This is a genomic window from Collinsella sp. LCP19S3_A6 (assembly GCF_052122015.1).
Classification (GTDB): domain Bacteria; phylum Actinomycetota; class Coriobacteriia; order Coriobacteriales; family Coriobacteriaceae; genus Collinsella.
In genome coordinates this window covers 1-25,634 of sequence record NZ_JBQKDD010000014.1, presented here as the reverse complement: position 1 = coordinate 25,634, position 25,634 = coordinate 1, and the positions used below count along the sequence as shown (strand labels likewise).

25 protein-coding genes are annotated in these 25,634 nt (G+C 61.2%); 22 read left to right on the top strand and 3 right to left on the bottom strand.

Translation table 11 applies throughout. The annotated features are described in order from the left end of the window. The first annotated feature begins 27 nt into the window (after positions 1–27). From ACTQVX_RS08215 to ACTQVX_RS08140, 16 genes are all read left to right on the top strand, one after another. Positions 28–1,182 (top strand): cation diffusion facilitator family transporter, encoded by a 1,155-nt coding sequence (locus ACTQVX_RS08215; protein ID WP_441560841.1) that lies wholly within the window; start codon positions 28–30, stop codon positions 1,180–1,182. Positions 1,183–1,221: 39 nt separating this feature from the next. Beyond that, a complete protein-coding gene (locus tag ACTQVX_RS08210) occupies positions 1,222–1,842 on the top strand; it encodes a histidine phosphatase family protein (RefSeq protein ID WP_441560840.1) in 621 nt (206 codons plus the stop codon). 459 nt (positions 1,843–2,301) lie between these two features. Continuing rightward, on the top strand, positions 2,302–2,922 hold the full coding sequence (gene rplC / locus ACTQVX_RS08205; protein ID WP_441560839.1) for a 50S ribosomal protein L3: 621 nt from the start codon (positions 2,302–2,304) through the stop codon (positions 2,920–2,922). 46 nt (positions 2,923–2,968) lie between these two features. Beyond that, positions 2,969–3,595, top strand: coding sequence for a 50S ribosomal protein L4 (rplD, locus tag ACTQVX_RS08200; RefSeq protein WP_006235032.1), 627 nt, complete (start codon positions 2,969–2,971; stop codon positions 3,593–3,595). After that, a complete protein-coding gene (rplW, locus tag ACTQVX_RS08195; protein WP_006235033.1) occupies positions 3,596–3,883 on the top strand; it encodes a 50S ribosomal protein L23 in 288 nt (95 codons plus the stop codon). A 179-nt stretch (positions 3,884–4,062) separates the two neighbouring features. Next, positions 4,063–4,893 (top strand): 50S ribosomal protein L2, encoded by an 831-nt coding sequence (rplB, locus tag ACTQVX_RS08190; protein WP_117583062.1) that lies wholly within the window; start codon positions 4,063–4,065, stop codon positions 4,891–4,893. A 32-nt stretch (positions 4,894–4,925) separates the two neighbouring features. Further along, positions 4,926–5,186 (top strand): 30S ribosomal protein S19, encoded by a 261-nt coding sequence (rpsS, locus tag ACTQVX_RS08185; protein ID WP_006235035.1) that lies wholly within the window; start codon positions 4,926–4,928, stop codon positions 5,184–5,186. A 14-nt stretch (positions 5,187–5,200) separates the two neighbouring features. Further along, positions 5,201–5,572, top strand: coding sequence for a 50S ribosomal protein L22 (gene rplV / locus ACTQVX_RS08180; protein ID WP_006235036.1), 372 nt, complete (start codon positions 5,201–5,203; stop codon positions 5,570–5,572). Between the two features lie 6 nt (positions 5,573–5,578). Then, entirely contained in the window at positions 5,579–6,289 is a 711-nt protein-coding gene (gene rpsC / locus ACTQVX_RS08175) for a 30S ribosomal protein S3 (protein WP_154514689.1), read from the top strand. After that, a complete protein-coding gene (gene rplP / locus ACTQVX_RS08170; RefSeq protein ID WP_370450531.1) occupies positions 6,289–6,726 on the top strand; it encodes a 50S ribosomal protein L16 in 438 nt (145 codons plus the stop codon). The genes rpsC and rplP overlap by 1 nt, the downstream gene beginning before the upstream one ends. Beyond that, positions 6,726–6,941 (top strand): 50S ribosomal protein L29, encoded by a 216-nt coding sequence (rpmC, locus tag ACTQVX_RS08165; RefSeq protein WP_006235039.1) that lies wholly within the window; start codon positions 6,726–6,728, stop codon positions 6,939–6,941. Before rplP ends, rpmC begins: the two co-directional genes overlap by 1 nt. Before the next feature lie 16 nt (positions 6,942–6,957). Beyond that, complete coding sequence (gene rpsQ / locus ACTQVX_RS08160; protein ID WP_006235040.1) at positions 6,958–7,218, top strand: 30S ribosomal protein S17; 261 nt, start codon at positions 6,958–6,960, stop codon at positions 7,216–7,218. Positions 7,219–7,336: 118 nt separating this feature from the next. Then, the gene (gene rplN, locus ACTQVX_RS08155) at positions 7,337–7,705 is read left to right on the top strand and encodes a 50S ribosomal protein L14 (RefSeq protein WP_117734331.1); all 369 of its coding nucleotides are present in this window, start codon (positions 7,337–7,339) and stop codon (positions 7,703–7,705) included. A gap of 13 nt (positions 7,706–7,718) precedes the next feature. Continuing rightward, positions 7,719–8,024 carry a 50S ribosomal protein L24 gene (gene rplX, locus ACTQVX_RS08150; protein WP_006235043.1) on the top strand — a complete coding sequence of 102 codons (306 nt, stop codon included), beginning with the start codon at positions 7,719–7,721 and terminating at the stop codon, positions 8,022–8,024. A gap of 535 nt (positions 8,025–8,559) precedes the next feature. Then, positions 8,560–9,639, top strand: coding sequence for a Gfo/Idh/MocA family protein (locus ACTQVX_RS08145; protein ID WP_441560837.1), 1,080 nt, complete (start codon positions 8,560–8,562; stop codon positions 9,637–9,639). A 3-nt stretch (positions 9,640–9,642) separates the two neighbouring features. Then, entirely contained in the window at positions 9,643–10,389 is a 747-nt protein-coding gene (locus ACTQVX_RS08140; RefSeq protein WP_427717633.1) for a DeoR/GlpR family DNA-binding transcription regulator, read from the top strand. A 451-nt stretch (positions 10,390–10,840) separates the two neighbouring features. Here ACTQVX_RS08140 and ACTQVX_RS08135 read toward each other — a convergent pair whose 3' ends face one another. Together ACTQVX_RS08135 and ACTQVX_RS08130 are read right to left on the bottom strand one after the other, a co-directional pair. Next, positions 10,841–11,500: an RluA family pseudouridine synthase gene (locus ACTQVX_RS08135; RefSeq protein WP_441033085.1), complete on the bottom strand. Its 660-nt coding sequence runs from the start codon at positions 11,498–11,500 to the stop codon at positions 10,841–10,843. Between the two features lie 15 nt (positions 11,501–11,515). Next, positions 11,516–14,011: a DUF3656 domain-containing U32 family peptidase gene (locus ACTQVX_RS08130; RefSeq protein ID WP_441560835.1), complete on the bottom strand. Its 2,496-nt coding sequence runs from the start codon at positions 14,009–14,011 to the stop codon at positions 11,516–11,518. 299 nt (positions 14,012–14,310) lie between these two features. Between ACTQVX_RS08130 and ACTQVX_RS08125 the strand changes: the two genes are divergently transcribed. Further along, the gene (locus ACTQVX_RS08125; RefSeq protein ID WP_152077077.1) at positions 14,311–14,688 is read left to right on the top strand and encodes a RidA family protein; all 378 of its coding nucleotides are present in this window, start codon (positions 14,311–14,313) and stop codon (positions 14,686–14,688) included. Positions 14,689–14,932: 244 nt separating this feature from the next. On the opposite strand, the gene ACTQVX_RS08120 is transcribed toward ACTQVX_RS08125, so the two are convergent. After that, positions 14,933–15,589 (bottom strand): helix-turn-helix transcriptional regulator, encoded by a 657-nt coding sequence (locus tag ACTQVX_RS08120; protein ID WP_427727132.1) that lies wholly within the window; start codon positions 15,587–15,589, stop codon positions 14,933–14,935. Positions 15,590–15,940: 351 nt separating this feature from the next. Between ACTQVX_RS08120 and ACTQVX_RS08115 the strand changes: the two genes are divergently transcribed. The 5 genes from ACTQVX_RS08115 to xdh all read left to right on the top strand — a co-directional run bounded on the left by ACTQVX_RS08115 (position 15,941) and on the right by xdh (position 25,316). Continuing rightward, a complete protein-coding gene (locus ACTQVX_RS08115; RefSeq protein ID WP_441033075.1) occupies positions 15,941–17,335 on the top strand; it encodes a uracil-xanthine permease family protein in 1,395 nt (464 codons plus the stop codon). Positions 17,336–17,531: 196 nt separating this feature from the next. Then, positions 17,532–18,887, top strand: a complete 1,356-nt coding sequence (gene ssnA / locus ACTQVX_RS08110) for a putative aminohydrolase SsnA (RefSeq protein WP_441033072.1) — start codon at positions 17,532–17,534, stop codon at positions 18,885–18,887. A gap of 148 nt (positions 18,888–19,035) precedes the next feature. After that, positions 19,036–22,035 (top strand): putative selenate reductase subunit YgfK, encoded by a 3,000-nt coding sequence (gene ygfK, locus ACTQVX_RS08105; RefSeq protein ID WP_441033069.1) that lies wholly within the window; start codon positions 19,036–19,038, stop codon positions 22,033–22,035. An 11-nt stretch (positions 22,036–22,046) separates the two neighbouring features. Next, positions 22,047–22,526, top strand: a complete 480-nt coding sequence (locus ACTQVX_RS08100; RefSeq protein WP_441560834.1) for a 4Fe-4S binding protein — start codon at positions 22,047–22,049, stop codon at positions 22,524–22,526. A 12-nt stretch (positions 22,527–22,538) separates the two neighbouring features. After that, the gene (gene xdh / locus ACTQVX_RS08095) at positions 22,539–25,316 is read left to right on the top strand and encodes a selenium-dependent xanthine dehydrogenase (RefSeq protein WP_441033065.1); all 2,778 of its coding nucleotides are present in this window, start codon (positions 22,539–22,541) and stop codon (positions 25,314–25,316) included. The last annotated feature ends 318 nt before the right edge of the window (positions 25,317–25,634 follow it).

Here is a 25,634-nt window from a genome sequence, read left to right as displayed (position 1 = left end):
GAGTAAAACTGTTGGGGGCAGATATAGATGGTCGAGTGGATCGTTCGTCGTGCGCAGGGCGACCGTGCGCGCGTGGGCACGTTGACGGGCGTGGTGTGTATTCTCGCTAATGTGGCACTATGCGCTGCGAAGGGTGCAATTGGCGTGCTGTCGGGATCGGTTTCGATTGTGGCGGACGCCATGAACAACCTGTCCGATGCCAGCTCAAACATCGTGAGCGTGCTTGGCTTTAAGCTGGCGGGCAAGCCGGCAGACCCCGAGCATCCTTACGGCCATGGCCGCTACGAGTATCTCTCGGGTCTGGTCGTGGCGGCGCTCGTGCTGCTCATCGGCCTCGAACTGGTGAAGTCCTCGTTTGAGCGCATCGTCCACCCCGAACCCGTCGAGTTCTCGCTTGCCCTGGTGGCAGTCTTGGCGCTTTCGATGGTTGTTAAACTGTGGATGGCGGCCCTCAACCAAAAGCTCGGTGACCGTATTGAGTCTGAGACGCTGCATGCGACCGCGCAGGATTCCAAGAACGATGTCCTTGCCACAGGCGCCGTGTTAGCGTGCGCAATTGTTTCGCAGGTGACGCATATCAATCTTGATGCTTGGGTCGGCCTTGCCGTTGGCGCCTATATTGGCTGGAGCGGTTTTGAGCTCATCCAGGATACGGTGAGCCCGCTTTTGGGTCAGGCGCCCGATCCCAAGCTGGTCGAACATATTCGCGGCAAGATCATGAGCTACCCTGGCGTTTTGGGCGTTCATGACCTAATGGTTCACGACTACGGCCCGGGCAGGAAGTTCGCAAGCGCTCACGCCGAGATGGCGGCCGAGGCCAGCCCGCTGGAAAGTCATGACACGCTCGATAACATTGAACAGGCATTTAGGGACGAAGACGACATGATTGTCACGCTTCACTACGATCCCATCGTGACCGATGACCCCAAGGTGGCGAGCATGCGCTTGCGCATTCACGCCATGGCCCAACAGATCGATAGCCGCCTTTCGATTCATGACCTGCGCTGTGTGCCGGGTCCTACGCACACTAACGTGATCTTTGACTGCGTGCGTCCCTCGGATTTGGGCATGGGGGCCGATGAGCTCAAGCACGCGTTGGCCCAGAGGGTCGAATCGGAATATCCCAAGTCGATTGCCAAGATTACGATCGACGAGGACTACGTAGGGCATACCCACGAGTAGGTCTGCGCCGGCAAAGCACGTTATACAGAAGGGGAGAATATGAAGAGGCTGTATCTGCTCCGCCACGGCCAGACGGAATTCAACGTCAAAAAGCTCGTCCAGGGGCGCTGTGATTCACCGCTTACCGATTTGGGCCGTCAACAGGCCCAAGCGGCAGCCGAATGGCTCAAAGCACACGGCGTCGTCCCCGACAAAGTGGTCTCATCGCCTTTAGGCCGAGCCATGGACACGGCAAGTCTCGTCGCATGCGAGATCCTCGGTCCGGATGCTACTGTCGAGCCCTGCGAAGGCATCATCGAGCGCGGCTATGGGACCTTCGAGGAAGGACCGCACGACGCATTGCCTACCGACGTTTGGGATCCGGGCGAGGATTTGGTCCCCTTCGGAGGAGAAGGAAGCCGCGCGCTGCAAGAACGCATGGTAGAAACCCTCACCAATCTCATGGGCGCCGAGGGCATCGAAACCCTCCTAGCAGTAAGCCACGGCAGCGCCAGCCGCCAATTCATCAAAGCTGCAGCCCCAGAGGGCTTCGAGCTCCCAGCAAAACTCCCCAACTGCGCCATCATGATCTTCGATTTCGACGATGCGCGAGAAGAGGACGATACGCCCCAATGCAAGTTCACCTTGCAGCAAATTGTGGATCCCCAACAATGTCATTAGCCTGAGCGAGCAAGGTTTAGCAGACATCAACGTGGCGTTCCCAGTGTGCGGCGGAGGGGGCGGGCCTGAGACATATTAAGGTTGTCGCGAGTTCCGCACGAACAGGAGAGCACTTAATGTGCTCTCCGTCGTGAGCAGGACTGTAGAGCAGCAACCTTAATATGTCTCAGGCCCGCCCCCTCCGCCGCACACTGGGAACGTGCCACGCACTTTACCTGCGTAAACAATGTGAGTGAAATATGAATCTCGATGGATACGCCCGCAGCCGTGTATACTAAACAGCTGTGTGAAACCAGGGGAGTATTCTGGCTGGACAAAATGCCTGCTTAATAGGGTTGTCAGGTAGTCCGGACGCAATACAAGGCTGGAGAGCACGTCGTGTAAGTAGTGGTCCTCTAGGGGCGTACGCTCGGTGGTGTACGCATTGTCCCAAGACCACGCGAGAGTTGGGATCATATCTTGATCAGCATGATTCTCGGCCGCAAGATTGGCATGACCCAGGTTTGGGACGAGAACGACAACGTCGTTCCCGTCACGGTCATCCAGGCTGGCCCCTGCGCTGTCTCGCAGGTTAAAACTCAGGCAACCGACGGCTATGACGCCGTCCAGATCGGTTTCGGCGACATCAAGGCCAAGAACGTGAACAAGCCCATGTCTGGTCACTTCGCCAAGGCCGGCGTCGAGCCTGTCCGCTTCCTTCGTGAGGTCCGCGTCGAGAACGGCGAGGAGCACAAGGTCGGCGAGGTCGTCACCGTCGCTGATTTCGCTGATGTCGAGAAGGTCGACGTCATCGGTACCTCCAAGGGTAAGGGCTTCCAGGGTCGCATCAAGCGCTGGGGTCAGCGCCGCGGTCCTATGACGCATGGTTCTCACTTCCAGCGTCACCCCGGTTCTATCGGTCAGTGCGCCTATCCTGCGCGCGTCCTCAAGGGCGTCAAGATGGCCGGCCACATGGGTAACGAGCGCGTTACCGTCAAGAACCTTTCCGTTGTCCGCATCGATGCCGAGCAGAACCTCATCTTGGTCAAGGGCGCTGTCCCGGGTGCCAAGAATGGTCTCGTCGCCATCCGTATGGCCTAAGGGCCCAGCCCATTTAGCCCAGCGTCATACCAAGGAGAACACTTAAATGGCAAAGTTTGAAGTAAAGAACAGCGAGGGCAAGAAGGTCGCCGAGGCCGAGCTCGCCGCTGAGGTGTACGGCATCGAGCCGAACATCCACGTTATGCACCACATCGTCAAGTGCCAGATGGCCTCTTGGCGTCAGGGCACCCAGTCCGCTAAGGGCCGCTCTGAGGTTTCCGGTGGCGGTAAGAAGCCTTGGCGTCAGAAGGGCACCGGTCGTGCCCGCCAGGGTTCCATCCGTGCTGCCCAGTGGCGTCACGGTGGCGTTGTCTTCGCCCCCAAGCCCCGTTCCTACGCTAAGCGTATGAACAACAAGGAGGTCAAGCTGGCTATGCGCTCTGCGCTGTCCGCTAAGCTGGCCGATGGCGAGCTCGTGCTCGTCGACGACTACGGCTTCGAGAAGCCTTCCACCAAGGCTGCCGTTGCCATGCTCAAGGCTCTTGGCCTTGAGGGCAAGCGTCTGACCATCATCGTTCGCGATGAGGACGTCAACGCCTACCTGTCGTTCCGCAACATTCCCAAGACGTTCATCATCACTGCCGACGAGGCCAACACCTATGATCTCGTCAACAACAATGCTGTGCTGATGCCCGCCGACATCGCCGCTCACTTCGGGGAGGTGCTTGCATAAATGACCGCCCACGAGATCATCATCCGTCCGATCGTGTCCGAGCGTTCCTTCTCCGGCATGGAGCAGAACAAGTACACGTTCGAGGTCGCCAAGGATGCTAACAAGTATCAGATCAAGGACGCTGTCGAGGAGATCTTCGGCGTCAAGGTCGTTCGCGTGAACACCCTGACGGTCAAGCCCAAGACCAAGCGCGTGCGCTATGTCGCCGGCAAGACCCGTTCTTGGAAGAAGGCCATCGTTACGCTGGCCGAGGGCGACACCATCGAGGTCTTTGGCAACCAGGCCTAAGACTCGCTGCTGTTGAGTGAGCTCATGCCTCCCAAATAGGGGAGGCGAGAGCTCAAGGTTTTGGGCGTATAAAATGGACACGCCCGGAACCGTGTATACGTCCGGTGTCATCGCACCCGAGGCAGAACCTCTAATCCCTGTCTGCGATGGCTAACGGATACCTATTGAAAGGGATTGTAATGGCTGTAAAGCACCTTAAGCCGACCTCCGCTGGTAGGCGTTGGCAGACGATCTCCGACTTCTCCGAGATCACCTGCACCAAGCCCGAGAAGTCTCTTCTCGAGCCCCTGCCCAAGAAGGCCGGTCGTAACAACAACGGCCGCATCACCACCCGCCACCAGGGCGGCGGCGTGAAGCGTCGTTACCGCGTGATCGACTTCAAACGCAACAAGGACGGCGTGCCCGCCAAGGTTGCCACGATCGAGTACGATCCGAACCGTTCCGCTCGCATCGCTCTGCTGCACTATGCTGACGGTGAGAAGCGCTACATCCTGGCCCCCAAGGGCCTCGAGGTCGGTCAGACCGTCATGTCCGGTTCTGACGCCGACATCAAGCCGGGCAACGCTCTGCCCCTCGCCGACATCCCCGTCGGTACGCTCATCCACGCCGTCGAGTTCCAGCCGGGCAAGGGCGCCGCTATCGCCCGTTCCGCCGGTAACTCCTGCCAGCTGATGGGTAAGGAGGGCAAGTACGCCATCGTCCGTATGCCTTCCTCCGAGATGCGCCGCATCCTCGTTACCTGCCGCGCCACCGTCGGTGAGGTCGGCAACGCCGATCACGCCAACATCGTCATCGGCAAGGCCGGCCGTAAGCGTCACATGAACGTGCGCCCGACCGTCCGCGGTACCGTTATGAACCCTGTCGACCACCCGCACGGCGGTGGCGAGGGCAAGAACCACACCTCTGGTCGTCCCTCTGTTACCCCCTGGGGTAAGCCGACGAAGGGCCTTCGTACGCGCAAGAAGAAGAAGGTCTCGAACCAGCACATCATTCGTCGCCGTAAGAAGTAATTTCGGATACCGAGTTTTAGGAGAAAGCACTTATGAGCAGAAGTCTCAAAAAGGGCCCGTTCGTGGAGACTCGCCTTCTCTCGCGTATCACCGCGATGAACGAGGCTGGCAAGAAGGACGTCGTGAAGACCTGGTCCCGCGCGTCCACCATCTTCCCCGAGATGGTTGGTCACACCATCGCCGTCCACGACGGCCGCAAGCATGTGCCCGTGTATGTTACCGAGTCCATGGTTGGTCACAAGCTCGGCGAGTTTGCGCCGACTCGTACGTTCCGTGGCCACAAGGCCAAATAGGGGGTTAACCGTAAATGGCAACTAAGTCTATTGAAACTGAGGCCACCGAGGTTCGCGCCGTCGCTAAGTACGTGCGTGTTTCCCCCAGCAAGGCCCGCCTGGTGGTCGATCTGATCCGCCGCAAGCCTGTCGCTCAGGCCTTCGACATCCTCCACTTCTGCGACCGCGCCGTCGCCGTGGATGTCGAGAAGGTTCTCCGTTCCGCCGTTGCGAACGCCGAGAACAACAACGGTCTGCGTGCCGACAACCTGGTTGTCGCTGCTGCCTATGTTGACGAGGGTCCGACGCTTAAGCGCATCCGTCCCCGCGCCAAGGGTTCCGCTTCTCGCATTCTGAAGCGTACTTCCCACATCACCGTCGTCGTTGCTCCTCGAAAGGAGGCGTAAAGCTGTATGGGTCAGAAAGTCTACCCCACCGGCTTCCGTCTTGGCATCACCGAGAACTGGCGCTCCCGCTGGTTCGCAGAGAAGGATTACGCTAAGACCCTCGGTAACGATCTCGAGATCCGCAAGTACCTCGAGAAGCGTCTCTCCCGCGCAGCTGTCTCCCGCGTCGAGATCGAGCGCGCTGGCGATAAGGTGAAGGTCATCATCTTCACCGCTCGCCCCGGCGTTGTCATCGGTAAGAAGGGTGCCGAGATCGATACCCTCCGCACCGAGCTCGAGAAGGTCGCTGGCGTCTCCAAGGGCCAGCTCTCCGTCGACGTTGTCGAGATCAAGCGCCCCGAGCTCGACGCCAACCTCGTTGCTCAGTCTATCGCTGAGCAGCTCGAGGGCCGCGTTGCCTTCCGTCGCGCTATGCGCAAGGCTGTCCAGTCCGCCCGCAAGGCCGGCGCTAAGGGCATCCGTATCCAGTGCTCCGGTCGTCTCGGCGGTGCCGAGATGGGCCGTCGTGAGTGGTACCGTGAGGGTCGCGTGCCTCTGCACACCCTCCGTGCCAAGATCGACTACGGCACGGCTGTCGCCAGCACCACCATGGGTGCCTGCGGCGTGAAGGTCTGGATCTACCTGGGCGAGAAGCTCCCGGGCCAGCCTGTTCCCAACCCTGCACTCGAGGGCTCTTCCCGTCCTCGTCGTCGTAACTCCGAGAGGAGGGGTCAGTAGTGCTTGCCCCTAAGCGTATTCTTCACCGCAAGGTGCAGCGTGGCTCCATGAAGGGCCAGGCCAAGGGTAATACCGAGCTGCATTTCGGCGAGTTTGGTATCCAGGCTCTCGAGGCCCATTGGATCACCAACCGTCAGATCGAGGCCGCTCGTATTGCCATGACCCGCTACATGAAGCGTGGCGGTCGTGTCTACATCACGATCTTCCCCGATAAGCCCATCACTAAGAAGCCTGCCGAGACTCGCATGGGTTCTGGTAAGGGTAACCCCGAGGAGTGGGTGGCCGTCGTCAAGCCCGGCCGCATCATGTTCGAGGTCAAGGGCGTGCCCGAGGAGGTCGCTCGCGAGGCTCTGCGTCTGGCGCAGCACAAGCTCCCCATCAAGACCAAGATCGTCGCTAAGCCTGCCGCTACAGAGACGGCCGAGGAGGAGAACTAATGAAGCCCGCAGAGATTCGTGAGCTCTCGGACGCTCAGCTCGTTGAGAAGCTGAAGGAAATGCGCGCCGAGCTCTTTAACCTTCGTTTCCAGATGGCCACCAGCCAGCTGGACAACACCGCTCGCGTCAACACCGTGAAGAAGGACATCGCTCGCGTCCTCACGGAGCAGCGCGCCCGCGAGATCGCAGCGGAGAAGTCCGCTGTCGCCGAGTAGGACCTAAGGAGAGAACATGACTGATTCGCGTAACTCGCGTAAGGTCCGTACGGGTGTCGTTACCTCCGTCTCCGGTGCCAAGACCATCGTTGTCACCATCACCGAGCGCAAGCGTCACCCCAAGTACGGCAAGATGATGACCAGCTCCAAGAAGCTGCACGCTCACGACGAGGAGTGCACGGCTGGCGTGGGCGATACCGTCCGCGTTATGGAGACCCGTCCTATGTCCAAGATGAAGCGTTGGCGCCTCATCGAGGTCGTCGAGCGCGCTAAATAAGCAGTCGCTCTTACGACTTGTACGTTTCCGAAGATGTGCGTATGCCTGGCTTGCATACCACGGGCCGCATAAAGGCTGCGCACCTCTCTTCGGTTCTTAGTTCGGAGGAACATCTACCATGATTCAGATGCAAACCATGCTGAACGTCGCCGACAACTCCGGCGCTCGCAAGATTCGCTGCATCAAGGTGCTTGGCGGTTCCAAGCGTCGTTATGCAGGCATCGGCGATGTGTTCATCGGTGCTGTCCAGGAGGCTACCCCTGGCGCCAACGTCAAGAAGAAGGACGTTGTCCGTTGCGTCGTCGTTCGCACCGTTAAGGAGATCCGCCGCAAGGATGGCTCCTACATTCGCTTTGATGATAACGCCTGCGTTGTCATCAACAACGATGGTTCGCCCGTCGGCACCCGTATCTTCGGGCCCGTCGCTCGCGAGCTTCGTGACAAGAAGTACATGAAGATCGTCTCGCTCGCTCCCGAGACCCTGTAGTTAGGGGAGATATATGTATATCAAGAAGGGCGATAAGGTCCAGGTTCTCTCTGGTAAGGATCGCGGCAAGCAGGGCGTTGTCCTGCGTGCTCTCCCCGCCGAGAACAAGGTCGTTGTCGAGGGCGTTTCGGTCGTCAAGAAGGCCGTCAAGCCCAACGCTGCCAACCAGCAGGGCGGCATCGTTTCGCAGGAGGCTCCTATCGATGCCTCCAACGTCAATCTCGTTTGCCCCGAGTGCGGTAAGGTTACCCGCGTCGGTCACGAGAAGGACGGCAAGAACAAGCTGCGCGTCTGCAAGAAGTGCGGTCACAAGTTCTAAGCTGCCCGCAACATCTAAGTTGCTAGCAAAGGCCCGGATGCCACGGCACCCGGGCCTTTTTCTATCCCTACTCATTGGGGTCAGACTTAAATGAGTGGCTACTCATTGGGGACAGACATAAATGACTAGTCGTTGGGGACGTTCTTAAACGGCTAGTTGATGGGGACAGTCTTGCCACGAAAGCGTCGTACGGGGAACGCCCCCAGGTTTCGGCAGCCTGGGACAGTCCCTATGTGCCGGCAGTTAGGGATGGTCTTTTGATGTCTGATGCCCCTAGGGGGCAGAGTAAGACAGCCTGATTTGCCTTTAGGGGTTTTGGTATTCCACCTTTTTATGCATCATAACGATCGTTGCATGCGTATTTACGCACAGAGTCTTGCGCGATAATGCGCATAGGCGCGCAAATATCTGCAAACTATGGTTAAATAATAACCGATAAACAAATAAACACGCAAATACAAGCAAATACGCGCAAATTTGTGCGAATATAAGGCTGTTGGAAATGAAGAACTTCCGATGACTCAGGAGGCACATGATGACAGATTCCAAACAGGCTCCGCTCGACGCCGAAGCAGCCGCTAAGGCGGCGTTTGCCTCGGTCCAGGATCAACCGTTCCCTAACGACATCTTTACGGCTCCCGAGCTTCGTTGGGCTGTGATCGGCTGCGGCGTTATCGCCAACCAGATGGCCCAGTCTCTCGCCCTTGCCGGCCGCAAGCTTGCGGGCGTCGCCAACCGTACGCTCTCCAAGGCTCAGGCTTTTGCCGAGCAGTATGGCGTCGAGAAGGTGTACGAGACGGTTGAGGACCTCTACGCCGATCCCGACATCGACGCCGTTTATATCACCACGCCGCATAACACGCATATCACCTACCTGCGCGCCGCTCTGGCAGCTGGCAAGCACGTGCTTTGCGAAAAGGCCATCACCCTCAACTCCGCCGAGCTCGACGAAGCGCGTGCCATTGCCGACGAGCATAACGTGGTCCTTATGGACGCCACCACGGTGCTCCACATGCCCTTGTATCGGGAGCTGCGTCGCCGCATGGATGCCGGCGAGTTTGGCCGCATGAACCTCGCTCAGCTCAACTTTGGCAGCTACAAGGAATACGGCGACCTGACCAACCGTTTCTACAACCGTAGTCTCGCCGGCGGTGCCATGCTCGATATTGGCGTCTATGCCCTGTCCGTCATGCGCCTCTTTATGGCAAGCCAGCCTGTTGAGGTCGTTTCGCTCGGCAACACCTGTGAGACCGGCGTTGACGTTGCGGGCGGCATCGTCTGCCGTAATGCCGAGCAGCAGCTGGGCGTGGTGAGCCTTACACTTCACTCCAAGCAGCCCAAGCGCTCGGTCATCAGCTTTGACAAGTGCTATATCGAGGTCAACGAGTATCCCCGCGCCGATCACGCGACCATCGTGTGGACTGCGGACGGGCACCGTGAGGAGGTCCACACCGGCACCGAGGCTTACGCCCTGTGCTACGAGATGGCCGACCTGGAGAAGGCCGTTGCCGGCGAGGATTCGAAGCGCGAGCTTCTGGATTACGCTTCTGATGTTATGGAGCTTATGACCAAGCTCCGCGCCGACTGGGGAGTCGTGTACCCCGAGGAGGAGTAAGCGATGCTTGCGGAGGATAGGCTCAACGCGATCGTGTCGATGGTCCAGCAGGCTGGCTCGGTTACTGTGCAAGAGCTTGCCGATACCCTGGGCGTAACGGCGTCTACCATTCGGCGCGACCTGCAGACGCTCGATCGAGCACACCGTATCGCCAAGGTCCACGGCGGAGCGACAAGTCTTGAGCGTGCGCACGTGACGCGCGACCTAACGCTCAATGAGCGCAGCGACCTCCATAACGACGATAAGGAGCGTATCTGCGCCCGTGCGGCGGCGCTGGTGGAGCCCGAGAGCTTTGTGTACATCGATTCGGGCTCGACGACGCTCAAGCTCATCGAGCATCTTCCACACCTTGAAGATGTCACCTATGTGACCGATTCTGTGCTCCATGCTCAGCACCTCGCTTTGCGCGGCATGCGTACCGTGGTGCTGGGCGGCGAGCTCAAGCCCGAGACCGAAGCACTCGTTGGCCCCGATGCCTTGGCAACCTTAGACCGCTACAACTTCAACTGTGGCTTTTGGGGTTCTAACGGCATTGCCGCCGAGCAGGGCTTCACGGCGCCCGATATCGAGGAGGCGCAAGTAAAGCGCATCTCGATGCGCCATACGGCCAAGCGCTTTGTAATCTCGGATGCCAGTAAATTTGGCATGGTGGCGCCCGTCAAGTTCGCAGATTTTCGCGACGCAACGATTATTACCGCGGGCGAGGTGCCCGCCAAGTACCGGGCAATGGACAACGTCATCACGGTCTAGCAAGCAGGAGCAGGCCAAGGCCAAAACCATCACAAAGGTGCCTGTCCCCATGGTGGTGGTTCGTAACGAAAACCGAGTAGTTTTCTCAATAGAAAAGCGGCAACGTCCATCACAGGCGTTGCCGCTTTCGTTGTCCGCCGGTTTGTCTAAGTCTGTAACAACTGGACCGTTAAAAGTGGGCTAGATGTTACAGATTGAGATACTTCCGAGCCGCACCATCCCTTTGTCTCAATCTGTAACATCTGGGACCGATTTTGCCGAGTTATTGTTACAGATCGAGATTTTCCCTAGAGGGGGATTTGAATGTCTCGATCTGTAACAGATAGACCGGAAAATGGGTTCTAACTGTTACAGATCGAGATGTTTTGGGGCCGCGGCTGAGCCATCGTGGCGGCTTGACGTTTGCCCAGATAAAACCTGCCAAAATAAACCTGTCCCTTTTTGGCAGATTTTAGGGCTCCCAGGGGCAGGGGGCTTCGATGTAGATGTGCTCGCCGGTTACGGGATGGGTAAAGGATACGCTGTGGGCGTGGAGCATGAGGCCACAGGGGCGCGGCGTTCCGTACAGGTCGTCGCCAACCAGGGGATGGCGCTCGCTTGCCAGGTGCACGCGGATCTGGTGTTTGCGGCCCGTGAGCAGCTCAACATCGATATACGAACGGGCGGGCAGGCCTCGACGGCTCTTAAGGCGCTTGAGCACCTTGACGCGCGTCAGCGACGGCTTGCCGCTGGCGCCGACGCGCATCTTGCGGCTATCGTGGCGGTCGCGGGCGATGGGCTTGTCGATGAGCTTTTCGTTCCAGTCGATCTTGCCCTCGGCGAGCGCCAGATAGTGCTTTTCGAATGCGTGGTCGATCACCATCTGGTCAAAGGCGGGCTGCGTCTGCTTGTCGAGCGAGAACAGCACCACGCCGGTGGTGTCGCGGTCCAGGCGATTGAGCGGCTGCATGTCGGTCGCGGCAAAGCCGTCGCCCATCGCCAGCAAAAGGTCGCTGGCATAGTCGGTAAGCGTGCGCTCGCCGGTGCCGTCGCCGTGGACGATCATGCCGGCGGGCTTATCGATGGCCATGAGCCAGGCGTCGCAGTAGAGGACTTGGGGTTCTTCGTTCACATGTAAGCCTTTCGGTTAGCTAATTCCCACAAACATGCAGCCCGAAGTGGCGCCGCGCAGGCGGGCGGCGGGCTTACGGCCGGCCTGCGCGGCCTCGACGGCTCGACGGACGCGTGCGACGGCGCGGCCAATCTCATCGGCCTCGAGCAGGGTTCCGTCGACCATGAGACGGCGCACGCCGGCGTCGAGCAGCTGTGGAACCTGCGGTGTGAGGTCGATGGGGTAGGCGTCGTACAGGCGCGAGCGGCCGTGGATGTCGGTACGCACCGGCATGACCTTGCCGTCGATATTCTTGAGCGACAGCTTGCGGGCGCGCAGGCGGCAGTTGGCGCAATCGTGGATGCAGCCATTGGCCACCTGCAGGATACAGTGCTCGCTCGTCATAACGCGCGGGCGGCCGAAAACGGTGATGCCCAGGGCCGCGGGCGCGGAGGTACCAAGCGAGATGATCTCGTCGAGCGTGATCTCGGGCGAGAGCCAAAACGCCGCGGCTCCGCGCTCGGCAAGTGCCTCCATGCAAGGCGTGTTGTGCACGGGTAGGCAAGAGCGAATCTCGGCCGTGGCACCAACCTGGGCGGCCAGGGCAAGCTCAGAGATGTTGCCAATAGCGACCGTGGCACCGGCAACGACCCACGGGTCGACGCGCGCGTGGTCGACGGCGCGGCAGACCTCATCGAGCACGGGAACAATACCCTGCTCAAACGCATCGGCGGGGGAGAGCTCGGCCGCATCGAGCGCGTCGGTGGTCATGTAGATGCGCACGGCGCCCTCCGCGCGCGCGGCCTCGGCGGCCTCGAGCGAGGTGACGGTGGCGCAGATCTGCGGCTCATCGCGGTAGTGCTCGGGCGCGGGGCGGGAATCACTGGTGACAATCGCCGGCAGCTCGAGCGTGTGGGCGCGCTCCTCGTAAGGCGCCAGAATGGCCTCCTCGAGCGCCTTGCAAGCGGCGGCGCGCACCTTGTGCACAGCGGAGAAACCCATGCCACAGCCCTCATCGAGCGCCACATCAAAGCTCGCGGCCTCAAAGGGAGAGGAGCCCATGCGGCCCACGTGCTCCACCAGATCGGATGCCTCGACGGCGCGGGTCTTGGCGGCCTCGACGGTAAAGCCGGTGGCGGTGGCGGTGAGCGTGGGGTCGTCGCAGCAGGTGAGCGTGACGGTAAACGGCTCGCCCAGACGCGCCACGACGGATACGTCTACGGCGCGGCGGCGTAGCACGTCGCGCTTGAGCGCAGCGCCGGCAGCGTCAATGGCGCGCTGGCTGCGAATCACACGCACGCGGCAGCCCTCGGGCATGCTGCGGGGAACGCGGCACTCGATGATGTCGCCGGGGGCGGCATCATCGGTAGCGATAGTGGTCAGGAATTGGTCGAACTCATCGTCGTGACGAAGTTCCAACAGGTCGCCCTTGCCTACAGGCTCAAACAGCTCAATGCGGGCGATGGCGGCGCGGCGACGACGGTCGTCGGGTTTGAGCCCGCGCACGTCGCGGTTGGCCAGACGGCTGCCCAGCACCGTGCCCACGATCTGGCCGCGGTTGTTGGAGCGCTCGTAGCTCATCATCTCGTCGCCCGAGGTGCCGTCCTGATAGGCGTGCGTAAAGTCGCGGTTAAAGCAGCGCTTGAGTTGGCGCTGGCGAGCGGCGTCCTCGTCCTTATCTACGACGGCCCCGGCCAGCATGTCATCGATCTGATGACGATACACATCGACGATGGAGTACACGTAATCGGGCGCCTTCATGCGGCCTTCGAGCTTGAGCGATGCGGCGCCGGCGTCATACAGGCGGCGAACAAGCTGTGAAGTGTTGGTATCGCGCGGGCATAGCGCGCGCTCGCGACCGGCAGGGGAGAGCGAGTGGCCGTTTTCGTCAATTAGCTCGTAAGGCAGGCGACAGGGCTGGGCGCACATGCCGCGGTTGGCCGAGCGGCCCGCCATGGCAAAGCTCGAGAGCAGGCACAGGCCCGAGTAGCAAAAGCAGATGGCGCCGTGGCTAAAGACCTCCAGGTCAACGTCGGGCGCGGCGTCGTGGATGGCGGCGATCTCGTCGATGGAAAGCTCGCGCGAGAGGGTTACGCGGTCGGCGCCCTGCTCGCGGCACCAGATGGTTCCACGGTCATCGTGGATGTTCGCCTGGGTCGAGATATGGGTCTCGATGCCGGGCATGGTGCGCTTGACCTCAAAGAACAGGCCCCAGTCCTGGATGATAAAGGCGTCGGCGCCCAGCGTGGAGCAGCGATGGATGAGCTGCAGCGCATCGCTCATCTCGGACTGCTTGATGACGATGTTGACCGTGACGTAGACGCGCGAGCCGGCCAGGTGCGCGGCGCGGCAGGCCTGTTCAAAGGCCTCATCGGTAAAGTTGGTGGCCTTGCGGCGGGCGTTGAAGCTGCCCATGCCGCAGTAGATGGCGTCTGCCCCGGCGGCGAGCGCGGCGGCAAAGGGCTCCGGGCCTCCGGCGGGGGCCAGAAGCTCGGGCCTGCGGTTGGTGGTTAGGCTGGCGGTTGCGGTCATATCCTGCCTTTCAAAATGCTCAGATACCCAAAAGTATAGTGGCGCCGTCGCGATGGGCGATGCCCGCAGCCTAAGCAGGACAAAGTCTTCAGTAGCCTGGGCTGGCTGACCCCGTGGAGAACCGTTCAGCGGTTCGGGGAAACCGTTGGGCGATAAAATATTCTCGCAATCTGATAATTATCTTGCAGCAGGCGAAATCATCCCCTACTATCCCAATCAAGCGCGGTGTTCAGACCGAACTGTGCCTCCCGGTGCGAACGCCGCGCTCACGCTCTCTATTTGATCGTAAGGAGAAAAACATGAGCAAGACCGTCGTGTCTTCCGATAACGCGCCCGCAGCCATCGGCCCGTATTCCCCCGGTATCCAGACCGGCAACATGGTGTTCCTGTCCGGCCAGCTGGGCATCGATCCCGCGACCGGCAAGCTGCCCGAGGGCATCGAGGCCCAGGCCAAGCAGTCCCTCGCTAACGTCGAGGCCCTGCTGACCGCTGCCGGCGCTACGTTTGCCGATGTCGTCAAGACCACGGTCTACCTGGCTGACATCGCCGACTTTGCCGCCGTGAACGAGATTTATGCCTCCAAGTTTGAGGCCCCGTTCCCCGCGCGCAGCGCTTTCCAGGTTGCCGCTCTTCCGGCTGGCGGTCTGGTCGAGATCGAGGTCGTCGCCGCTCTCTAAGGCGTTGGCAACAACTAAACATGACATGCAAAAAGACCCTGCAGCGCGTGTGAGCTGCAGGGTCTTTTGTCACGTGACGGATCGCTTGCGGAGCCACCAAGGGCAGTCTTTTTGGGACGGGGCCATTTTAGCTACCCCTATATGCAGGATTGATTTTACTTGCGGCTCATCGAAATCGTGGGCAGAGGGAGGGTAGCTAAAATAGCCCCGTCCCAAAAAGACTGCCCGCGCTCCATTTTGCTCGTTAGCCTTCCTTGCGAACTTTTTGCAGGTAGCGGTAGACGCTGGGCTCCGAGATGCCCAGCGCGGTGGCAGCGCAGGCAACAGCGCCCTTGAGCATAAATACGCCGTTGCCGTTAAGGTGGCGAATAACGTCCACGCGATCGGCCTGCCCAAGTGAGGCGACATCCTGGCCGCGGCTTTCGAGCAATTCGGAAATGCTGTGGTCGATGAGCTCCTGTGTAGACTCCGAAAGAATTTCGACCTCGATAGACGCGGGCTCCGCCTGCCTTGGCACAGCGTCGAAGCAGGCCATGAGCTGCTGAGCCATGGCGTTGATGGAGCGTACCGTGGAAAGATCGGTGTTGACGCAGAGCATGCCGACGATCTCGTTATCCTCGCGAATAAAGTACGTTGCGGATTCCAACGTCTTGCCACCGGCACCGCGCCCCTCGTAGCCCGTAATAAATGGCAGGTCGCGATACTTGGGGTCGTGCATGATCTTGAGTGCCAGATCGGTGGCGGGACCGCCGACCTTGCGGCCGCTCACGATGCCGTTGCGGATATCGACGATGGCGTGGTCGGGATCCGAGAAATCGTGCAGCACGATTTCGCTGTTTTTGCCGAGTATCTGCTCCAGGAAATCGACCATCGGCAAAAAGCGACGTACAGTCTCGTTCACGGGCAACTCCTTTGGATGAAATCGGAAGTTTCATAACAATTTTTTCTCATGGTAACACGGTGTCTATTGACTCGTATATTCGCAGGTACATTGCGTAATACAGACGAACGGTAGGATTTTGGCGGTAAGCGGTCGACCAAAAGAAAAGTTAGATGTTATTTTGACCAGACACTTTCCTGACCTGCGGAAATGCGTTGTCTCAGCTGAAAAATAGTCTGATAACAAAAAATTATTATTGAGAATGAGAAAATTCTTTAATACGATATTCACCGAAGGCACAACCTCAACCCCGCACTGCGTCACAATAGAGCGCTAGATGCGAAAACAACTACTTCGAGGATTGGTGGTCAAATGGCCCAGGAGACGGTTACGAACGGCACTGAAGCCCTGTTCACTCGCGAAGGCATGCCGCCCGTTAAGGAAATGATTCCGTGTGCCCTTCAGCACGTGCTGGCATCGTTTGCCGGCATCATCACCCCGGCGGTCATCATGGCCGGCGTCTACGGCTTTAACAGCCAGCAGAGCACCGACATCATTCAGGTTGCGCTCATTCTTTCGGCAATCGATACGGCCCTTCAGGCCTTCGCTCCCTTCCGCCGCATCGGCGGCGGCCTGCCCATCGTCATGGGCGTCTCGTTCGCGTTCCTGCCGGCCCTGCAGGCTATGGGCGCCTCGGGCTTTAGCTTTGGTGCGCTGCTGGGCGGCGAGATTGTCGGCGGTGCCGTCGCGGTCCTCTTTGGTCTGGCCTACAGCAAGATTAAGTGGCTGTTCCCGCCCGTCGTGACCGGTACGGTCATCTTCTCCATCGGCGTCTCCCTGTATCCCACGGCCGTCAAGTATATGGCCGGCGGTATGGGCACGCCGCTGTGGGGCACCCCGCAGGCCTGGTGCGTCGCTCTTATCACCTTCGCCGTGGTCTTCGCGCTCGCCAACTTTGGCAAGGGCACGTTCAAGCTGGGATCCGTGTTCTTTGGCATGATCGTTGGCATGCTCGTCTCCATCCCCTTTGGCATGATCGACTTCTCCAGCGTCGCCACCGCTCAGGTCTTCGCCCTTCCCAAGCTCATGCCCTACGCGCTCGAGTTTGATCCCGAGGTCTGCATTACCCTCGCCGTCGTGTTCCCCATGGTTGCCATCCAGGTTATCGGCGATGTCTCCGCCGCCTGCCTGGGCTCCATCGACCGCATGCCCACCGAGCGCGAGCTCTCCGGCGCTATCGTGTCCCAGGGCCTCACCTCTATGGTCGGCGGCCTGCTGGGCGGTCTTCCCACCAGCGCCCTTGGCCAGAACGTGGGCATCATCTGCTCCAACAAGGTCGTCAACAAGTGGGTCTTTGTGATCATCGCGTCCGTCTTTGCCATCGCCGGCCTGTTCCCGCAGCTTTCTGCCGTCCTTTCCGCCATCCCGCAGCCCGTCATCGGCGGCGCGACCGTCGGCGTCTTTGGCACCATCACCATGAACGGCGTGCGCATGTTCACCCGCGAGGGCCTTACGCAGCGCACTACCACCATCGTCGGTACCTCCGTCGTCTTTGGCCTGGGTATCTGGATGGCCAGCGGTTGCCTTGCCGGCGAGGGTATGCCCACCTGGGTGTCCACCGTCATCGGCTCCAATGCCGTAACCCCCACCGCCATCATGGCCATTGTCCTTAACCTGATTCTTCCGCAGACGCCGGTCGTGGCTCAGCACATCGATGCCGCCAAGGATGCCGCTGTGGATCTGGTCTTGCCCGAGAGCAAGAAGTAACCCATTTGGTGCTATTCGTCGGCGGACGTATCGCCTCGTCCGCCGATGTCATGCGGCGCCAAGCCGCACTTCAAAGGGCTTGTCCCTTTGGTGAAGCGTTGACGGGAGAGGGCCCGTTTCCGGTGTAGGCCGGCGCTTCGCACTTCCGCCATGTCAGAGGTGTCAAACCCCGCCTCTGATGTTGAAGGGAGCATTTATGCTTCTGGTCGCTAACGGTTCCGTCTTTACCCGCAACGCTCAGACTCCGTTCATTCCCAACGGTGCGGTCGCTATTGACGGAGATACGATCGTCGAAGTGGGCCCCGAGCGCGAGCTCAAGGCCAAGTACCCGGATGCCGAGTACGTCGACGCCCAGGGCAACCTCATCATGCCCGGACTTATCAACTGCCACACCCACATCTACTCGGGTCTGGCCCGCGGCCTTGCCATTAAGGGCTGCAACCCCACCAACTTCCTGGAGAATCTTGAGCAGCAGTGGTGGAAGATCGACGACAACCTGACGCTCGACGGCACCAAGGCCAGCGCCTATGCCACGATTCTTGACTCCATCCGCGATGGCGTCACCACGATCTTCGATCACCATGCGAGCTTCTGCGAGATCCCGGGCAGCCTCTTTACCATTAAGGATGCAGCTCAGGAGCTGGGCATGCGTTCGTGCCTGTGCTACGAGGTCTCCGATCGCCGCGGCCAGGAAAAATGCGACCAGGCCATTGCCGAGAACGCCGAATTTGCCCAGTGGGCCGCCAAGGAGCGTCGCGATAACGACAACCACATGATCGCCGCCATGTTTGGCGGCCATGCCACCTTTACACTGTCGGACGAGACCATGGACAAGATGGCCGAGGCCAACAACGGCCTGACCGGCTTCCACATCCACGTGTGTGAGGGCATGAACGACGTGTGGGATTCCCGCCTCAACCGCGGCGGCATCAGTCCCGTCGAGCGCCTGCTGCAGCACAACCTGCTTGGTCCCGACACCATGCTGGGCCACTGCATCCACGTGACGCCTGCCGAGATGGATATCGTCAAGGAGTCCGGCACCTGGCTGGTCAACAACCCCGAATCCAATATGGGCAACGCCGTGGGCTGTGCCCCCGTGCTCGAGTTCTTCCGCCGCGGCATCCCCGTGTGCATGGGTACCGACGCCTACACCCACGATATGCTCGAGAGCCTTAAGGTCTTCCTGATCATTCAGCGCCACAACGCCGCCATGCCCAACGTGGGCTGGTGCGAGGCCATGACGATGCTGTTCGAGAACAACGCCAAGATGGCGAGCAAGTACTTCGATCGCAAGCTCGGCGTGCTCGAGGCCGGCGCCGCTGCCGATGTCATCGTTATGGACTACAAGCCTTTTACGCCGCTGAGCGAGGAGAACATCGACGGCCACATGCTCTTTGGCATGATGGGCAAAAACTGCCGCACCACCATCATCAACGGCCGTGTCCTGTACAAGGATCGCGAGTTCGTTGGCATTGATGAGGACAAGATCAACGCGTGGACCATGGCCGAGTCCAAGAAGCTCTGGAGCACGCTCAACGATCGCGTGTACTAATTACAAGTAGATTCACGCGCGCCGGATGTTTCGCCGCATCCGACGCGCGCATAGGCGGCCTCCGCGGGGTCGCCGGCGCTGTGCTAGCGCTACACCGTATTTGCGCCCGTCGCGCGGTCTCGCCGGGCGTTACAGAGAGGAGCTCACTATGAGCGACATCATGAGGCCGATCCCGTTTTCGCAGCTGATGAACTGGATCATCGAGGAGCACAAGACCCAGGACGCCATCTTTGGCGTGCGCAAGATGGTCACGACCAACCAGGAGAGCGCACTTCCCATTTTTGACGAGCGCATCGAGACTCCGTTTGGCCCGGCCGCCGGCCCCAACACGCAGCTTGCCCAGAACATCGTGGCATCCTACGTGGCCGGTGCGCGCTTCTTTGAGCTCAAGACCGTTCAGGTTATGGACGGCGAGGAGCTCTCCAAGTGTGTGAACAAGCCCTGCATCGTGGCACAGGACGAGTGCTACAACTGCGAGTGGTCGACCGAGCTCGAGGTTCCGCAGGCATTTGCCGAGTACGTGAAGGCATGGTTTGCCTGCCACCTGATCGCTCGCGAGTACGGTCTGGGCAGCCCGGACGGCTTCGTCTTCAACATGTCCGTGGGTTATGACTTGGAGGGCATCAAGAGCCCCAAGGTCGATGCGTACATTGAGGGCATGAAGGACGCCAGCGGCTCCGAGGTTTGGAACGAGTGTCGCACGTGGGCGCTCGCTAACCTGGACAAGTTTGAGCATGTCGACGCCGCATTTGTCGAGTCCATCCCGGCGCGCGTCTCAAACTCCATCACCGAGTCCACCCTGCATGGCTGCCCGCCCGCCGAGATCGAGCGCATCGCGACCTATCTGATCACCGAGAAGGGCCTCAACACCTACATCAAGTGCAACCCCACGCTGCTGGGCTATGAGTTTGCCCGCCAGCGTCTGAACGAGCTGGGCTTTGACTACATCGTTTTCGACGATACGCACTTCCGCGAGGACCTGCAGTGGGCCGACGCCGTGCCCATGTTTGAGCGCCTGATTGCCCTGTGCGCCGAGCGCGGTCTTGAGTTTGGCGTCAAGCTCACCAATACCTTCCCCGTCGACGTGACGAGGAACGAGCTGCCCTCCACCGAGATGTACATGTCGGGCCGTTCGCTGTTCTCGCTGACCATCGAGGCCGCCCGTCGCATTACCGAGCAGTTCGATGGCAAGTTGCGTATCAGCTACTCCGGAGGTGCCACGGTCTACAACATCCGCGCCCTGTACGATGCCGGTATTTGGCCCGTCACCCTGGCGACCGACGTGCTCAAGCCCGGTGGCTACGAGCGCTTTAGCCAGATGGCTGGCGAGTTTACCGATCTGGACGGCAAGCCGTTCGCGGGCGTCTCGCTCGAGGCCGTGACCGCGATCCAGACCGACTCGCTCACCAACCCGCTCTACAAGAAGCCGCTGCGCCCGCTGCCTGACCGCAAGGTCGCCGGCAAGAGCCCGCTTTCCGACTGCTTTACCACGCCGTGCCGCACGAGCTGCCCCATCCAGCAGGATATTCCCGCCTATCTGGCGGCAGTGGATGAGGGCCGCTACGAGGACGCGCTCAACATCATCATCGAGCGCAACGCCCTGCCGTTCATTACCGGCACCATCTGCCCGCATCCCTGCGGCCGCGCCTGCGAGCGTGCGTTCTACGAGCCCGAGGGCGCCCAGATTCGCGCCAGCAAGCTCAAGGCCGCCCGCGAGGCCATGACCGCCGTGCTGCCCAAGCTGCGCGCCCAGGCTATCGCCAACGACGGCGAGCGCAACGTTGCCGTTATCGGTGGCGGCCCGGCCGGCCTGGCGACGGCGTTCTTCCTGACGCGTGCCGGCGTGCCCGTCACCATCTTTGAGGCCCGTGATTCTCTCGGCGGCGTGGTCCGTCACGTGATTCCCGAGTTCCGCATTGCGAGCGACGATATCTCGCACGACGCCGAGCTCTGCCTGGCCTTTGGCGCCAAGGTGCAGCTCAACGCTCGCGTGGAGTCCATCGACGAGCTCAAGGCCCAGGGCTTTACCGACGTGGTCGTGGCCACCGGTGCCTGGATGCCCGGCTCTGTGGGCTTGGGCGAGGATGCCGAGCTCGACGTGCTGGAGTTCCTCGAGGCCGCCAAGAAGGGCGATAAACTCGAGCTGGGCGAGGACGTCGTGGTCATTGGCGCCGGCAACACCGCCATGGACGCGGCGCGTGTGGCCAAGCGCCTGGCTGGTGTGAAGAACGTGCGCCTGGTGTATCGCCGCACCAAGAAGCAGATGCCCGCCGACGAGGAAGAGCTCGATCTTGCTCTTGCCGACGGCGTTGAGTTCTGCGAGCTGCTGGCTCCCAAGGCGCTCAACGGCACCGTACTGACCTGCGATGTTATGGAGCTTGGCGAGCCGGATGCAAGCGGCCGTCGTAGCCCCGTCGCCACGGGTGAGACCGTCGAGCTTCCTGCCACCACGGTGATTTGCGCCGTGGGCGAGGGCATCGATGCCAGCCTGTACGATGCCGCGGGCGTCGAGCACGACCGTCGCGGCCGCCTTGCCGCCACCTCCACCGGCGTCGAGGGCGTCTGGGCTGCGGGCGACTGCCGTCGCGGTCCTGCCACCGTGGTCGAGGCCATCGCCGACGCCGCCGAAGTCGCCCGCGCCATCGCCGGCGTGGACTTTAACAAGTACGCCGGCTGCAACGAGCAGGCAGGCCGCGAGGATACCTGCTACGAGCGCAAGGGGTCGCTGTGCCGCGACAAGCGCAACTGCACCAAGACCCGCTGCCTGGGCTGCGGCTCGGTGTGCGAGGTCTGCTGCGACGTGTGTCCCAACCGCGCCAACGTTGCCATTAAGGTGCCGGGTCTGGCCAAGCATCAGGTCGTCCATGTCGACGGCATGTGCAACGAGTGCGGCAACTGCGCCGTGTTCTGCCCCTACCAGGAGGGTCGTCCCTACAAGGACAAGCTCACCCTGTTCTGGAGCGAGGAGGACATGGAGAACTCCGAGAACGAGGGCTTCCTGGCCGTGGATGAGGATCACTTTAAGGTCCGCGTCGCCGGCACGGTCCGCACCGTCTCGGTCGATGCCGTCAACACCGGTCTGCCCGAGGCCGTCCGCCTGACCATTAGGGCCGTGCGCGACAACTATTCGTACCTTCTTAAGAAATAGGCGAGTCTCTTATGGCCAAATCCATTCAACATAACGTGGCCTACGTTGCCTGCGGAAGCGGTTGCGCCTCCGCAGGCGGCGACGCCCGCTGCAGCGAAGGCTGCATTGGCTGTGGCGCCTGCGTTACGGCCTGCCCCCACGGTGCCATCGCACTGGTCGACGGCGTCGCCCGCGTGGACCGCTCCAAGTGCACGGGCTGTGGCCTGTGCGGCATGGCGTGCCCGCAGCGCGTGATTGCCTTCGTTCCCGGCTACCAGAACATCCTGGTGCGGTGCAACAATACCGATAAGAGTGCCATTGCGCGCAAGATCTGCGACACCAGCTGCATCGGTTGCGGCATGTGTGCCAAAAAGTGCCCTGCCGGCGCAATCCGCATCGAGGACAACTGCGCCCATATCGACGGCGCGGACTGCCTGTCGTGCGGCATGTGCGCGGTTGTGTGCCCGCATGGCGCCATTCACGACCGCACCGGCATCGCCGCCGGCGTGTAGAAGGGAATCACCATGGCACAGGAATTCACTTTTACCGTTAACGGCGTGGAGCGCACGACGACTCAGAACAAGCCGCTGCTGCGTTATCTGCGCGACGACCTGCACATTCACTCCGCCAAGGACGGCTGCTCCGAGGGCGCCTGCGGCACCTGCACCATCCATGTGGACGGCGCGGCTGTGAAGGCTTGCGTGCTGACCACCGCCCTTGCCGCCGGCCGTAACATTGTGACCGTCGAGGGCCTGCCCCAGGACGTGCGCGAGGCCTTTGTGTACGCCTTTGGCGCCGTGGGCGCCGTACAGTGCGGCTTTTGCATCCCCGGCATGGTCATGGCGGGCGCAGCGCTCATCGCCGAGGACCCCGAGCCCACCGAGGAGCAGATCAAGTACGCCATTCGCGGCAACGTCTGCCGTTGCACTGGCTACAAAAAGATTATCGAGGGCATCTCGCTGGCCGCTGCGGTGCTCCGCGGTGAAAAGCAGATCGACGAGGATTTGGAGCGCGGCGACGACTACGGCGTGGGCAAGCGCGCCTTTCGTATCGACGTGCGCAAGAAGGTGCTCGGCGAGGGCAAGTATCCCGACGACATCGACGAGCTCGATCAGCCGGGTCTGACCTACGCCAGCGCCGTGCGCTCCAAGTACCCGCGCGCCCGTGTGCTCTCCATCGATACCTCCAAGGCCGAGGTCCTGCCCGGCGTGGTGGGCATCCTGCGCGCCGAGGACGTGCCGGTCAATCAGGTCGGCCACCTTATCCAGGACTGGGACGTCATGATCGCGGCGGGCGATATCACCCGCTGCGTGGGTGACGCCATTGTGCTGGTGGTCGCCGAGGACGAGGCGACGCTCGAGAAGGCCAAGAAGCTCGTAAAGATCGATTACGAGCCGCTGGAGCCCGTGCGCAACATCGCCGAGGCCAAGGCTGCCGACGCTCCGCGCCTGCATGACAGTTTCTTTGCCTTTGGCAACACGGTGGAGCTCAAGGACAACGTGTGCCAGAGCCGCCATGTGACGCGCGGCGACGCCGCCAAGGCGCTGGCAGAGAGCGCGTTTACCGTGACGCAGCGCTTTACCACGCCCTTTACCGAGCATGCCTTCTTGGAGCCCGAGTGCGCCGTCGCCTTTCCGTACAAGAACGGCGTCAAGGTGCAGTCGACCGACCAGGGCGCCTACGATACGCGCAAAGAGTGCGCCCACATGTTTGGCTGGGATAGCGAGCCCGAGCGCGTGGTCGTCGAGACCATGCTCGTGGGCGGCGGCTTTGGCGGCAAGGAGGACGTTTCGGTCCAGCACCTGGCCGCGCTTGCTGCCTATAAGTTCCAGCGTCCTGTGAAGTGCAAGCTCACGCGCGCCGAGTCGCTTGCGTTCCATCCCAAGCGCCACGCCATGGACGGCACCTTTACGCTGGGCTGCGATGCCGAGGGCAACTTTACCGGCCTGGATTGCGAGATCAACTTTGATACCGGCGCCTACGCGTCGCTGTGCGGTCCGGTGCTCGAGCGTGCCTGCACGCACGCCGTCGGCCCCTACAAGTACCAGAACACCGACATTCGCGGCTTTGGCTACTACACCAACAACCCGCCCGCCGGCGCATACCGCGGCTTTGGCGTTTGCCAGTCCGAGTTTGCGCTCGAGAGCTTGATCGACCTGCTTGCCGAGAAGGTCGGCTTGGATCCGTGGGAGATTCGTTACCGTAATGCCATCGAGCCGGGCGAGGTTTTGCCCAACGGCCAGATCGCCGATTGCTCCACGGCGCTTAAGGAGACGCTGCTCGAGGTCAAAGATGCCTACTATGCGCATCCCGGACACGCCGGTATCGCCTGTGCCATGAAGAATGCCGGCGTGGGCGTGGGCCTGCCCGATGCCGGCCGCTGCAAGATTCGCGTCGAGGATGGCCGCGCCGTCGTTTATGCCGCCACGTCCGACATCGGCCAGGGCTGCAACACCGTCTTTTTGCAGGACGTTGCCGAGGCATGCGGCCTGCCGCTTCGCTGCATTGCCAACGGCGAGTGCTCCACCGAGAACGCCCCGGACTCCGGCACCACGTCCGGCTCGCGTCAGACGGTCGTGACCGGCGAGGCCGTGCGCGGTGCCGCCTTCCTGCTGCGCGATGCTATGCTTGGCATCGAGGCCGGCAAGCCTGCACCCGCCGCTCCGGTGAGCGCACATGGCGACGGCGTCAAGATCGAGTACGACGACGGCCGTGCCTATCAGCTGCGCACACAGGAACTCGTCGCCGGCCAGGGTATGCATCCTCAGGATCCCGCGGCCGCCATCAAGGCGCTCGAGGGATGCGAGTTTAGCTACGTGTACCTGGAGCCGACCGACAAGCTGGGCGCCGACGTGCCCAACCCCAAGAGCCACATCTGCTACGGCTTCGCCACACATGTGGTCATTCTGGATGATGACGGCCGCGTGAGCGAGGTCTATGCCGCGCACGATTCCGGCAAGGTGGTCAACCCCATCTCCATTCAGGGTCAGATCGAAGGCGGCGTGCTCATGGGTATGGGCTATGCGCTTACCGAGGATTGGCCGCTCAAGGACTGCGTACCCCAGGCAAGGTACGGTACGCTCGGGCTGTTCCGTGCGCCCGAGATTCCGGATATCCACGCCATCTACGTGGAGAAGGACGAGCTGTTGCCCGTGGCATATGGCGGCAAGGGCATCGGCGAGATCGCAACGATCCCCACGGCGCCCGCCGTGCAGAACGCCTATCGCGCATTTGACGGCAAGCTGCGTCCCGATCTGCCCATGGTGGATACGCCCTACAGCCGCGCCCGTCACCGCGGCTAGGGTAGGGCGCGGACAGTTATTGCTGACGAGCTGTTCGCGCTCAACGCCAACTGCGTATGCTGCGCCATTGGCCCCGGCTCCATCGCGAGCCGGGGCCTTTTGTTTGGAGCGCCTCCGCATGCGGAAGCTGCGTCCCAGAATTGGCGCTCAGAATGGGGCGTGCTTTCCGGTAGAGCCTCTAGCGGAAAGCGCATCCCGGAATCCGCGGGGACTGCGGACAAAAAGTTGGACCGTTGAGGTCCGGAACGGAGTCCGCATGGCATACAGTAGGAGAATGGTGGAGAGGGCCAGGGCGCTTCGCGGCGCCGGGCTCACCGT

Coding starts and splice junctions, on each gene's coding strand:
- ACTQVX_RS08215 (WP_441560841.1), top strand. CDS start 28: ATGGTCGAGTGGATCGTTCGTCGTGCGCAGGGCGACCGTGCGCGCGTG.
- ACTQVX_RS08210 (WP_441560840.1), top strand. CDS start 1,222: ATGAAGAGGCTGTATCTGCTCCGCCACGGCCAGACGGAATTCAACGTC.
- rplD (WP_006235032.1), top strand. CDS start 2,969: ATGGCAAAGTTTGAAGTAAAGAACAGCGAGGGCAAGAAGGTCGCCGAG.
- rplW (WP_006235033.1), top strand. CDS start 3,596: ATGACCGCCCACGAGATCATCATCCGTCCGATCGTGTCCGAGCGTTCC.
- rplB (WP_117583062.1), top strand. CDS start 4,063: ATGGCTGTAAAGCACCTTAAGCCGACCTCCGCTGGTAGGCGTTGGCAG.
- rpsS (WP_006235035.1), top strand. CDS start 4,926: ATGAGCAGAAGTCTCAAAAAGGGCCCGTTCGTGGAGACTCGCCTTCTC.
- rplV (WP_006235036.1), top strand. CDS start 5,201: ATGGCAACTAAGTCTATTGAAACTGAGGCCACCGAGGTTCGCGCCGTC.
- rpsC (WP_154514689.1), top strand. CDS start 5,579: ATGGGTCAGAAAGTCTACCCCACCGGCTTCCGTCTTGGCATCACCGAG.
- rpmC (WP_006235039.1), top strand. CDS start 6,726: ATGAAGCCCGCAGAGATTCGTGAGCTCTCGGACGCTCAGCTCGTTGAG.
- rpsQ (WP_006235040.1), top strand. CDS start 6,958: ATGACTGATTCGCGTAACTCGCGTAAGGTCCGTACGGGTGTCGTTACC.
- rplN (WP_117734331.1), top strand. CDS start 7,337: ATGATTCAGATGCAAACCATGCTGAACGTCGCCGACAACTCCGGCGCT.
- rplX (WP_006235043.1), top strand. CDS start 7,719: ATGTATATCAAGAAGGGCGATAAGGTCCAGGTTCTCTCTGGTAAGGAT.
- ACTQVX_RS08145 (WP_441560837.1), top strand. CDS start 8,560: ATGACAGATTCCAAACAGGCTCCGCTCGACGCCGAAGCAGCCGCTAAG.
- ACTQVX_RS08140 (WP_427717633.1), top strand. CDS start 9,643: ATGCTTGCGGAGGATAGGCTCAACGCGATCGTGTCGATGGTCCAGCAG.
- ACTQVX_RS08130 (WP_441560835.1), bottom strand. CDS start 14,011: ATGACCGCAACCGCCAGCCTAACCACCAACCGCAGGCCCGAGCTTCTG.
- ACTQVX_RS08125 (WP_152077077.1), top strand. CDS start 14,311: ATGAGCAAGACCGTCGTGTCTTCCGATAACGCGCCCGCAGCCATCGGC.
- ACTQVX_RS08115 (WP_441033075.1), top strand. CDS start 15,941: ATGGCCCAGGAGACGGTTACGAACGGCACTGAAGCCCTGTTCACTCGC.
- ssnA (WP_441033072.1), top strand. CDS start 17,532: ATGCTTCTGGTCGCTAACGGTTCCGTCTTTACCCGCAACGCTCAGACT.
- ygfK (WP_441033069.1), top strand. CDS start 19,036: ATGAGCGACATCATGAGGCCGATCCCGTTTTCGCAGCTGATGAACTGG.
- ACTQVX_RS08100 (WP_441560834.1), top strand. CDS start 22,047: ATGGCCAAATCCATTCAACATAACGTGGCCTACGTTGCCTGCGGAAGC.
- xdh (WP_441033065.1), top strand. CDS start 22,539: ATGGCACAGGAATTCACTTTTACCGTTAACGGCGTGGAGCGCACGACG.